This is a genomic window from Lapillicoccus sp. (assembly GCF_039935575.1).
Classification (GTDB): domain Bacteria; phylum Actinomycetota; class Actinomycetes; order Actinomycetales; family Dermatophilaceae; genus Lapillicoccus.
The window spans coordinates 1-11,338 of sequence record NZ_JBDTKA010000089.1 but is presented as its reverse complement, the minus strand read 5'-3'; the positions used below and the strand labels follow the sequence as shown (position 1 = coordinate 11,338).

The 11,338-nt window shown below is 69.6% G+C and carries 10 protein-coding genes; 1 reads left to right on the top strand and 9 read right to left on the bottom strand.

What is annotated here, in order from left to right; genetic code table 11:
- Positions 1-12: 12 nt before the first annotated feature.
- A complete protein-coding gene (locus tag ABI385_RS11480) occupies positions 13-1,491 on the bottom strand; it encodes a CYTH and CHAD domain-containing protein (RefSeq protein WP_348103881.1) in 1,479 nt (492 codons plus the stop codon).
- A 138-nt stretch (positions 1,492-1,629) separates the two neighbouring features.
- Between ABI385_RS11480 and ABI385_RS11475 the strand changes: the two genes are divergently transcribed.
- Positions 1,630-3,303 carry a long-chain fatty acid--CoA ligase gene (locus ABI385_RS11475; RefSeq protein WP_348103880.1) on the top strand — a complete coding sequence of 558 codons (1,674 nt, stop codon included), beginning with the start codon at positions 1,630-1,632 and terminating at the stop codon, positions 3,301-3,303.
- Between the two features lie 147 nt (positions 3,304-3,450).
- Here the strand turns inward: ABI385_RS11475 and ABI385_RS11470 are convergent, their stop codons facing one another.
- From ABI385_RS11470 to recR, 8 genes are all read right to left on the bottom strand, one after another.
- On the bottom strand, positions 3,451-4,338 hold the full coding sequence (locus ABI385_RS11470) for a fructose bisphosphate aldolase (RefSeq protein ID WP_348103879.1): 888 nt from the start codon (positions 4,336-4,338) through the stop codon (positions 3,451-3,453).
- 59 nt (positions 4,339-4,397) lie between these two features.
- Positions 4,398-5,276 carry an ABC transporter permease subunit gene (locus tag ABI385_RS11465; RefSeq protein ID WP_348103878.1) on the bottom strand — a complete coding sequence of 293 codons (879 nt, stop codon included), beginning with the start codon at positions 5,274-5,276 and terminating at the stop codon, positions 4,398-4,400.
- A complete protein-coding gene (locus ABI385_RS11460) occupies positions 5,263-6,189 on the bottom strand; it encodes an ABC transporter ATP-binding protein (RefSeq protein ID WP_348103901.1) in 927 nt (308 codons plus the stop codon). The genes ABI385_RS11465 and ABI385_RS11460 overlap by 14 nt, the downstream gene beginning before the upstream one ends.
- Before the next feature lie 71 nt (positions 6,190-6,260).
- The gene (locus tag ABI385_RS11455) at positions 6,261-7,391 is read right to left on the bottom strand and encodes a hypothetical protein (RefSeq protein ID WP_348103877.1); all 1,131 of its coding nucleotides are present in this window, start codon (positions 7,389-7,391) and stop codon (positions 6,261-6,263) included.
- A 213-nt stretch (positions 7,392-7,604) separates the two neighbouring features.
- On the bottom strand, positions 7,605-8,693 hold the full coding sequence (locus ABI385_RS11450; protein ID WP_348103876.1) for an aspartate-semialdehyde dehydrogenase: 1,089 nt from the start codon (positions 8,691-8,693) through the stop codon (positions 7,605-7,607).
- Entirely contained in the window at positions 8,690-9,979 is a 1,290-nt protein-coding gene (locus tag ABI385_RS11445; RefSeq protein WP_348103875.1) for an aspartate kinase, read from the bottom strand. Before ABI385_RS11445 ends, ABI385_RS11450 begins: the two co-directional genes overlap by 4 nt.
- Before the next feature lie 131 nt (positions 9,980-10,110).
- On the bottom strand, positions 10,111-10,698 hold the full coding sequence (locus ABI385_RS11440) for a DUF5063 domain-containing protein (protein ID WP_348103874.1): 588 nt from the start codon (positions 10,696-10,698) through the stop codon (positions 10,111-10,113).
- Positions 10,691-11,290, bottom strand: a complete 600-nt coding sequence (gene recR, locus ABI385_RS11435; protein WP_348103900.1) for a recombination mediator RecR — start codon at positions 11,288-11,290, stop codon at positions 10,691-10,693. The genes ABI385_RS11440 and recR overlap by 8 nt, the downstream gene beginning before the upstream one ends.
- Between the last annotated feature and the right edge of the window lie 48 nt (positions 11,291-11,338).

The following is an 11,338-nucleotide window of genomic DNA, read 5'->3' as shown; positions in this document are numbered from 1 at the left end:
CGGGGGCATACCTCAGAGATCGCTGCTGATCCTGGACCGGACGCGCGCCATCCGCTCGTCGACCCTGCCCGCGAGCAGTCCGTAGGTGAAACCGTTGTGCACCGGACCGCGAGCCATCCGGCGCAGGAAGTCACTCAGCACGACGAGGTCCTGGTGCTCCCCCAGGACCTCCTGCAGGCGCTTCGCGCGCTTCGACTCTCGCCGGGCACCCTTGACCCACTCGCCGGGGTGGTCATCGGACAGCTCGTCTGAGCGTTCCCCGAGCAGGTCGCCGAGGTAGCGCAGCCGCTTGGCCGCCTTGCGGGCCTGGTGTAGGCCATGCGGGTCCGGCGGGCTCACAGCCAGGGCTGCGTCCAGCCGGCGCTCCAGCCGGCGACGGGCCTTGCGCAAGGCCTTGCCGGCCTGGTGCGACACGTCCTCGCGAACCGGCGGTGACACATACCAGAGGCGACACATGGCCATCACCCGTCGGTAGTGGTCGTCCCGCCACGACTCGCGCCACCGCTCGACCGCCTCGCGTCGATCCGTCGTGAGGAACCGGCGGACCTCCTCGCGGACCGGTCCGACGACGTCGGAGCGAGGCAGAGCGTCGAGCTCGGCGTTGACGTGCTGGCCGAGGATGTCGCCGTCCCGGATGGGCGACAGCATCTGACCGAGCCACCGCAGGTCCTCGTCGGCCCGGGACAGAGCCTCGGGGTCGAGGTCGACCAGACGGTGGAGCGAGCGCAGGCTGCTCCTCAGCCGCCGGATCGCCACGCGGGTCTGGTGGACGGCGTCTGACGTCGGGTCGTCGCGCAGGAGCACGTCACCGGTGAGGATGGCGCCACACTGGGCCGCCACGTAGTCGGCCAGCACACCGGGTATGCCGGACCGCTGCCGCATGCGGGGTTCGCCGAGGACGTGGTCGATCTTGCGCTGCACGGCGGCCGGCCGCGCCCCCGCATCGCCGAACAGGACTACCACCTGGGACAGCTCGGCCTCACTCCCCCCGGGGCCCAGCTCCACCTCGATCTCTCGCCACGCGATGGTCGGACCTTCCTCACCGGACTCGTCCAGGCGCGACCCGGTCACGAGGTCGTCCGCGACCTCGAACACGAGCCGCCCGCGCGAGGTGAGGACCCGGGTGACCCGCCGCGTCGTGCGGATGGTCGCCACTGGTCGCAGCGCAGCTCCCATGACCAGACCGTCGAGCCGTTGCGACAACGCCTGGGGCACGACGTCCGAGGCCGCGTCGGTGTGGATCTCGGTACGCGCGCTGCCGGCCGGTACCTTCAGGTGCCAGCCCGCGTCGGAGCCACCTTGACGGTGGCGCAACGTCAGCCCGAGCAGGCGCAACGTCGACGTCTCGGTGTCGACGTACGTGGCGACCAGCTCGTGGGTGGCCGTCTCGACGCGGCCGCCATCCGGGACGACCTCGCCGAGGGCAGGGACCTCCCAGCCGTCGTCGACGTCGAAGGTCACCTCGCGTTCCGACATCCGGGAAACCGCCATGGTGTGATCCTGTCTGCCCGACCGGTGGAACGCGAATCGGGAACGGGGCCACCCAGCGGGCCGTTGCCATGACAGGTGTGCGACGGTTTCGGCCGTCTCGCTAGTGAAACGTCGCCGACTTTGACAGGGTTCACCTCCATGAAGAGCACCATGCAGACAACACCGTTGTTGATCTCGACGCTCCTGCGCTACGGGACCACGCTCCACGCCGACCAGGAGGTGGTGACCTGGACGGCCGACGGCGGGCGGCGACTCAGCTACGGCGACATGGGCGTCAAGGCGGCCCAGCTCGCTCACGCCTTGCGAGGACTCGGCATCACCGGGGACCAGCGGGTGGCGACGTTCATGTGGAACAACGCGGAGCACCTGACCGCATACCTCGCCATCCCGTCGATGGGCGCAGTGCTGCACGCCCTGAACATCCGGCTCTTCCCCGAACAGCTGATCTACACCGCGACCCACGCCGGCAACCAGGTCGTCATCGTCGACAACACGCTGGCCAAGCCGTTCAGCCAGCTGCTGCCGCACCTCACGACACTGCGCCACGTCATCGTCAACGGCCCGGTCGACGCGGACACGCGCGCCGCCCTCGAGGCCGCCCCGCACATCGAGAGCGTCCACGACTATGAGGAGCTGCTCTCCAGCCAGCCCCGGACGTTCGACTGGCCCGACGACCTGGACGAGAACAGCGCCTCGTCGATGTGTTACACCTCGGGCACCACCGGCAACCCCAAGGGCGTCGCCTACTCGCATCGCAGCAACTACCTGCACGCGCTCACCGATGCTCAGGGACTCGGGGCCCGGCAGGGCGACCGGAGCCTCGTCGTGGTCCCGCTGTTCCACGCCAACGCCTGGGGCTTTCCCTACATCGCGATGATCGCCGGCCTCACCCTGGTCATGCCGGACCGGTTCCTGCAGGCGGAGCCGCTGGCAACGATGATGGCCGCTGAACAGGTAAGCACCGGCGCCGGAGTCCCCACGATCTGGAACGACCTGCTGCGCTACCTCGACGAGCACGACGTCGACACCTCGACCTGCCGTCAGCTCATGGTCGGTGGATCCGCCGCGCCGCCGGCCCTGATCCGCGCCTTCCAGGAGCGGCACGATATCGAGATCATCCACGGTTGGGGAATGACGGAGATGTCGCCGGTCGGCACGCTCGGCGTCGCGCCTGCCGCTGCCGAGTTCGGCAGCGACGAGTACTGGGCCTACAAGAGCAGCCAGGGTCGTCTCCTCGTCGGTGTCGAGGGGCGGCTGATGGGACCCGACGGCGCGGAGCAGCCCTGGGACGGCGAGTCAGTGGGCGAGCTCGAAGTGAAGGGGCCGTGGATCACGGCGAGCTATTACCTGCGCGGTGACGAGACCGACAAGGACCGCCGTGAGATGGAGGGGAAGTTCAGCGACGACGGCTGGCTGCGCACCGGAGACGTCGGCGTGCTCACCCACGACGGTTTCCTCAAGCTGACCGACCGGTCGAAGGACGTCATCAAGTCCGGTGGTGAGTGGATCAGCTCGGTGGACCTCGAGAACCACCTCATGGGACATCCCGACGTCGTGGAGGCCTCCGTTGTCGGCGTGCCCGACGAGAAGTGGGGCGAGCGCCCGCTCGCCTCGGTCGTCCTCAAGGACGGGTCGTCCACGACCGCCGACGAGCTCTCCGACTACCTCGAGGGCAAGGTCGCGCACTGGCAGGTGCCGGAGCGGTGGGCCTTCATCGACGAGGTACCGAAGACGTCGGTCGGCAAGTTCGACAAGAAGGTGCTGCGCAAGCAGTACGCCGACGGGCAGCTGGACGTCAAGCAGCTCACCTGAGGCTCCAAGCGCGTGTGCGCTGCCGCCCCTCGGCTTGCGTCTCGCCGTCGCGCAGCGTCCCGCCCTCGGCTTGCGTCCGACACTTCGGTCGCCTAGGCCACCACAACGTCGGACGCAACGTGGCGTCCTCGGGTTGGCCCGACGCCGTCAGCTGACGGACGCGGTGTAGATCTCGTCGACCGACTCCTCCAGCTGGGCGTCGAACTCCGCATCCGTCTGCGAGACGGTCAGTCCCTCGGTGAGAGCCCGGGAGAAGCTCGCGATCAGGCCGGGGTTGTCGCTCAGCAGGGCGTCGGCCTCGGCCCGCGAGTACCCGCCGGACAGCGCGACGACCCTCATCACGGCGGGGTGGGCGATCAGGTCGGCGTAGAACCCTGGCTGCGACGGGATCGACAGCTTCAGGACCACCTGCCGCTGGGGTGGGAGCCGGCTCAGGTGGGCGAGGATCTCGCGCTTCAGCATCGTCTCGGACTCGGCCTTGGTGTCGCTGTGGATGTCGACCTCCGGCTCGATGATGGGAATCAGACCGTGGGTGGCGATCTGGTCGGCATACGCGAACTGCTGGGACACGACGCGAGCGACGCCGTCCTCGTCGGCGTCCTTGACCACCGAGCGCATCTTGGTGCCGAAGATGCCCTTGACGACGGCTCGCTGGAGAAGTGCGTCGAGACCCACGATCTCCTTCATGACCTGCACCCCCTCGCCGAGGGACGCCAGCCCCTGGTCGACCTTGAGGATGGGCACGATGTGCTTGCGATCCCACAGGTATGCAGCGGTGTCCTGCCCGTCGACCTGACGGTCCATCGTCTCCGCGAACAGGATCGTGGCGAGGATTCGCGACCCCAGGAAGCTCGGACTCGCGATGATGCGCTGCCGCATCGCGTGCACGAGGTCGAACATCTCTGCGTCGGTGGAGTACTCGTCCTCGCCGATGCCATAGAGCTTCAACGCCTTGGGTGTGCTCCCACCGCTCTGGTCGAGCGCGGCGACGAAGCCGGCGCCCTGACTGATGCGCTCTGCCTGCTCCTCGTTCAACGCCGTCCTCCGATCGACACCGACTCCGTGGTGACGCTCACTATTGCACCTGGCCCTCGTCAGCTCGTGATGTCCTTGCCCGCGAACCGGGCCCAGGCCGCCAGCCAGAACACGACGGCGTAAGCCGCGTCCACACCCAACCCACGAAGGACGTTGTCCCAGAACGGCGGATCACGCAGCAGGTCCGAGAAGGCCAGCCACTGGTCGACGATCAGCCAGGGGTGCAGCCAGGCAACCTGCGGGACCCCGTCGAGGATCCAGGACAGGATCGTGACGATCATCAGGGCGATGGTCGCGGCGATCGGCTGCTCGGTGAGCGTCGAGATGAACAACCCGACGGCGCCCAACGCAGCGATGCCGGCGCTGAGGTAGAGCACGACCAGCGCCAGCCGGCCGAGCGCGGCGCCGAACTCGAGCTGGGTCCCCGACAGAGTGGTGAGCGGGCCGGTCCCGAACAGCGCGATGCCGATCAGGGCGCCGGCGACCGCGACGGTCAGCACCCCCCACAGGGCGCCGATGCACAGGGAGGCGTACTTCACGAGCAGCAGCCGGGTCCGGCCGACCGGCACGGTCAGCAGGTAGCGCAGGGTTCCGAGGTTGGCCTCGCCGGCGATCGCGTCACCGGCCAGCATCGAGATGGCGAGCGGCAGGAACAGTCCCATCTCGACAGTCAGTGCCGCCAGCGGCACGAAGAGCCCGTTGGCCGTCACGGAGGAAAGGAAGTCCGGGCCTCCGCGCGGACTGCGGCTCGACACCTTGACGGCGATGGCGAGCACGACCGGTACGAGCGCGAGGACGAGCAGGCCCATCTGGTTGCGGCGGCGGCCGGCGATCAGGCCCAGCTCCGAGCGCAGCAACCGCGTCGAAACGAGCCGGCGTCGAGGTGGCGCGGATGGACTGGTGTGCGCAACCGACTCGGTCACCTCAGCCGCTGACATCGAACCCCTCACCGGTCAGCCCGACGAACAGATCCTCCAGGCTCGGCGTCGTCACGGCAAACCCGGCGACACCGACGCCCGCGTGCACGAGCGCGGCCACGATCACCTCGGGTTGGACGGAGCCCAACAACCCGTGCACCTGCGTCGGCCCTTCCACCACCTCCTGGACTCCGAGCCGGGACAGCACCGCAGCAGCCTCGCGCGGCTGGGATGACGTGACCCGCACCGTGGCTACTCCTCCGCCACGAAGCTCCGAGGCAGTCCCCTGCGCGACCAGCCGTCCGTCGCTCATCACGCCGAGGTGGGTGCAGATCTGCTCGACCTCTGACAGCAGGTGGCTGGACACGAGCACCGTGGCCCCGTCGGAGGCGAGGGACTCGACCAGGTGGCGCACCTCCCGCGTCCCTTGCGGGTCGAGACCGTTGGTCGGTTCGTCCAGCACGAGCAGGTCCCGGGGCTGCAAGAGCGCCCCCGCGATCGCCAGGCGCTGACGCATACCGAGGGAGTAGGCGCGGTAGCGCTTCGCGGCGGCGGCAAGCAGCCCGACGCGGTCCAGGGCAGCGTCGATGCGGCGCGACGCGCTGCGCGGGTCGCTACGTCGGTCGGCCGCGTCGAGGCGGGCGAGGTTGGCGCGACCGGATAGGTAGGGATGGAAAGCCGGCCCCTCGACCAGCGCACCGACCCGGGGCAACGCGTCCCCGGCGCCCGTGCGAACGGGGTACCCGAGCAACGACCGGCTCCCGGACGTCGGCTGGACGAGCCCGAGCAACATCCTGATCGTCGTCGTCTTGCCGGACCCATTAGGCCCGAGGAAGCCGTAGACCGAGCCGGTCGGCACCCTCAGGTCGACTCCGTTCACCACGGTCTGAGAGCCGAACCGCTTTGTCAGACCACGTGACTCGACCGCGAGCACGTCAGCGCCACCAGGCCCGTCCGAGCCCCCAGACCCGTCAGAGGCGTGGACGACCGTCTCGGCGCCCGCCGTCACGACGAGGCGAGTGCCGCATACAGGGCCGTGGGTTCGACGGCGCCGACCGCGACCCGTCCGTCGTCCGTGAGGACAGCCGAGAACAGCGTCCCCTCGAGGAGGTGCCCGTTGCCCCACGCTCCCGACACCTTGGGCAGCGAGGCGAGCAACGAGGTCAGCTGTCCCTGGTCGCCGGTCGCCCCGGCCGAACCCGAGCCCGCCACCTGCTTGGGCACCGTCGCGACGGCGACAGCATGCCAGCCCTTGCCGACGACCTTGACTGCGGGCTTGGACGCCGGGTCAGCGGCATGCTCGGCGCCGGCCTTCGGCTCGGTGACAGTGGTGCCGGGAGGAGGGGTGAACGTGAACCGGCTCGCGTCCGGCGCGCCCATGTCGACGGAGGAGAACCGCACGTCGATCACCGGGTTGGCCTGCTTGGTGGAGAACACCTCGACGCCGAGCGGGACGCGCGTCGCCGCGTCGACGGCGATGCGGACCTGCGCGACGCGCGTGCCACCGCCCTTGGGCGCGAGGACCAGCTCGTATGCCGGACGTCCGGCCACAACGGCCGTGCCCGAGGTGGTCACGGTGGTTGTCGGGTCCAAAGCGGCGAGCGCCTTCTGGGCCGCTTCGGCCGGGGTGCGCGGCAGGTCCGTCGGAGACGTCGCGTGCGGGTTGGCCGACGCGGTCACGGTCTCGTGCACGGCGGAGGTGTCGGCGCTGGACCAGAGCCAGACGTCAGACCCATTGCGGATGACGTCGGTCTCGCCAGAACCGCCGACCAGGGCCAGCCTGCTCTGCGTGGGTCCGCCGACCCAGACACGCCAGGTATGCGTACCGGACAGCACCGAGGTCAGGGCGGTCGTGGCGCCCGACCCGGCGGAGGAGCCACCGACGCCCGAGGGGCTGCCGCCGCTGAGGCTGGGGATCTCGGGCAGACCGAGGTCGACCTGCTGGGTCACCGTGCCGGAGAAGGGCTGGTGTCCGGCGTTCTGGACGTCGACGAGCAGCTGGGCGGCGGTCCGGGGGGTCAGACCGGCGTCCGCGCTGGCCTCCTGCGAGACAAGCAGGGAGCCTGCTCCGATCAGGGCCACGGCGGCGACGGGGACCACCCAACGAAGGGTGGGCCGGTCGGCGAAAACACTCATGACCTCATTGTGCGCCTCCCCGAGTCCGGCAACGCCCCCAGCCCGGGAACCCCGACGAGGACCGAGGCCGATGGATGCCCCAACGACTCGCCGCGGACCCTCGTGACACGGTGTCGTGAAGCTTTCGACCCCTCCTGGGGGGATAGAACTTTCACGCTGCGGCGCGATGTCCGGTCCTGGGTCTGCGGCGCCCATCGGTGGTCGGCAAAATGGCTATGCCTGGGTGAGCTCTCGGGCGACGAGCTCGGCAATCTGCGCCGTGTTGAGGGCAGCGCCCTTGCGCAGGTTGTCGCCGCAGACGAACAGCTCGAGGGTGTTCGGGAAGTCCAGCGCCTGTCGCAGCCGGCCCACGAACGTCGGATCCGCCCCCACGACGTCGGCAGGGGTCGGGAACTCACCGTTCGCGGCATCGTCGAGCAGGACCACGCTGGGCGCCTCGATCAACGCCTGCCGAGCCTCGGCGACGGTGATCTCATCCGCGAACACCGCGTGGACGGCCAGCGAGTGGGTGGTGACGACGGGCACCCGTACGCAGGTCGCCGACACCTTGAGGTCGGGGATGTCGAGGATCTTGCGCGACTCGCCCCGGACCTTGAGCTCCTCGGACGACCAGCCGTCGTCCTTGACCGAGCCGGCCCACGGGATGACGTTCATCGCCAGGGGTGCCGGGAAGGGCGAGTCGGGACCCAGCTTGTCGAGGATCTCGCGACGGACGTCGCCCGCCTGCGACCCCAGCTCACGGTTGCCGCCGACGACCTGCAGCTCGTCGTGCAGGCGGTCGATGCCAGGCTGCCCGGCACCGGACGCCGCCTGGTAGGACGCGACGACCAGCTCGGTGAGCCGCCAGCGCCGGTGCAGTGCGCCGAGCGCGTCGATCATCGTCAGCGTCGTGCAGTTGGGGTTGGCGATGATGCCCTTCGGACGCCGGGAGGCGGCGGCGGGGTTCACCTCGGGGACGACGAGCGGCACGTCAGGGTCCATCCGGAACGCACCGGAGTTGTCGACCACGACCACACCCCGGGCGGCCGCGATCGGGGCCCACTCGGCCGCAACCTCGTCGGGGACGTCGAACATCGCGACGTCGACTCCGTCGAACACCTCGGGTGCGAGGGCCAGGACTTCGACCTGCTCACCTCGCACGTCGAGCATCCGCCCGGCCGAGCGTGCGGACGCGACGAGACGGATCTCGCCCCAGACGTCCTCGCGCGTGGACAGGATCTGGCGCATCACGGTGCCGACTGCTCCGGTCGCGCCGACGAGCGCGAGCGTGGGCCGGCGCAGGCGTGCGGATGCCTGGCTCATCGGCCGGTCCCTCCGTAGACGACGGCCTCGCCCTGTGAGGAGTCGAGCCCGAACGCGGTGTGGACGGCGCGCACGGCGTCGTCGAGCTGGTCGTCCCGGGTGACCACGGAGACCCGGATCTCCGAGGTGGAGATCATCTCGATGTTGATGCCCGCGTCAGCGAGCGCCTGGAAGAGCGTCGCCGAAACCCCGGGGTGCGACCGCATACCGGCTCCGACGAGGGAGAGCTTGCCGATGTGGTCGTCGTAGAGAATCGTCGCGAACCCGACGTGCTCCTTGATCATCGCCAGTGCCTGGACCCCGGTCTGTCCGTCGGTCTTTGGCAGCGTGAACGAGATGTCGGTGCGGCCGGTCTCCGACGCGGAGATGTTCTGCACGATCATGTCGATGTTGATCTCGGCCCGAGCCACGGCCTGGAAGATCTGCGCGGCCATCCCCGCCCGGTCCGGGACCCCGACGATGGTGATCTTCGCCTCGCTCCGGTCGTGCGCGACGCCGGCGATGATGGGGGCTTCCACGGTCTCTCCTGAGGTCTGTGCCGATGACACGTGCGGTTTGTCGGTGATCCAGGTGCCCTCGTCGGGTGAGAACGAGGACCGCACGTGGATCGGCATGTCGAACCTGCGCGCGTACTCGACGCAACGCAGGTGCAGGATCTTGGCGCCGCACGCTGCCATCTCCAGCATCTCCTCGTTGGAGAGGCGGTGGATCTTGCGGGCGGCCGGGACGATCCGCGGGTCGGCGGTGAACACGCCGTCCACGTCGGTGTAGATCTCGCAGACGTCGGCGTCGAGGGCGGCAGCCAGGGCGACCGCGGTCGTGTCGGAGCCGCCGCGACCTAGCGTGGTGATGTCCTTGGTGTCGACGCTGACGCCCTGGAACCCCGCCACGATCGCGATGTGGCCCGCGTCGAGCGCGGTCTGGATGCGACCCGGCGTCACGTCGATGATGCGGGCCCGGCCGTGGACCGCGTCCGTGATGACGCCCGCCTGCGAACCGGTGAACGAGCGCGCCTCGTGGCCGAGGTTGGCGATGGCCATCGCGAGCAGCGCCATCGAGATCCGTTCGCCGGACGTGAGCAGCATGTCGAGCTCGCGGCCCGGCGGCAACGGAGTGACCTGCTGGGCGAGGTCCAGCAGCTCGTCGGTGGTGTCCCCCATCGCCGAGACGACGACGCATACGGAGCTGCCCGCCTTGCGGGTCTCGACGATCCGGCGGGCGACGCGCTTGATGCTCTCGGCGTCGGCGACCGACGAACCGCCGTACTTCTGGACGACGAGGCTCACGTGGTGCTGCTCCTTGGTGGCGGGCGGACGGCACCGAGTTTATCCAGGGCGTCCCTCAGATCCGGTCGCGCTCCGGACCGTGAGATCCTCAGGCCGCCGGTATGCGTCGGCGCCGGCCGGTCTCTCGAGCCTCAGGGGTGCAGCGCGTCGAACTCGGCTTCCATGACGGTCTCGGAGTCGGCGTCGAGCCGCAGGTGCGCGACCACGGACTGGAGCACGCGCAGCGAGCTCGCCGCACGGTCGCCCCAGGTGGAGAGGTAGCTGAACTGCCACCACCACAGCGCCTCGGCCGGTCGACCCTCGTCGTAGTGCGTGAGGCCGTGGGTGAGCGCCGCGGCGATGTAGACGATGTCGTTGGACAGCGAACCCTTGGTCAGCTCGGCCGCGGTGACGGGGTCGACGACGTCGGCGTACTCGTCGAGCCCCTCGAGTAGGTTGCTGAGGCTGTCGCGCAACGGGTCGAGGTCGGGGTCCGGGCCGGTGTCGGCCTCGTAACGCTCGCGCAGCACGATGTCCTGGATGGCACCGAGCCGAGAACCGGTCAGCAGCAGCTGCGCGGTCGCGAGCAGCAGCAGCGGGATAGCCGTGTCGGCCGCCTGGCCAGCCGCCACCGCGGTGACCGTGTCGAGGTACTGCCGGGCGTCCCGGGCGGACTCGGCTGCCAGGACCAAGGTCTCGGCGTGCTCCGTCACGCTGTCGCTGCTGACGTCGTCACTCATTCATCGCCCTCCGTCCCTCGAATGCTCTGCCCAGAGTGATCTCGTCAGCGTATTCGAGGTCGCCTCCCACCGGCAGGCCTGAGGCGAGGCGGGTGATGGACAGCCCGGTGCCGCGCAGCGACCGAGAGAGGTATGTCGCGGTCGCCTCGCCCTGGATGTTGGGGTCGGTCGCGATGATCAGCTCGGTGACGGTGTCGTCGGCCAGGCGCTGGAACAGCTCGCGGATCCGCAGGTCCTCGGGTCCGACCCCGTCCATCGGCGAGATCGCGCCACCGAGCACGTGATAAGTCCCGCGGAACTCCCGGGTCCGCTCGATCGCGACGACGTCGCGAGGCTCTTCGACGACACAGATCGCCGTCTGGTCGCGCCGTGGGTCGACGCAGATCCGGCACAGCTCGGCCTGCGCGACGTTGCCGCACCGCTCGCAGAACCGCACCTGCGACTTCGCGACGGTCAGCACCTCCGCGAGCCGGGTCACGTCGGCCGTGTCGGCCTGCAACAGGTGGAACGCGATCCGCTGGGCCGACTTGGGACCGATGCCGGGCAGTCGCCCGAGCTCGTCGATCAGGTCTTGGACCACACCCTCGTACACGCAGGTGAGCCTAAGCCCGGCGGCCGACAGGACCCCGCAGGCCAGGCG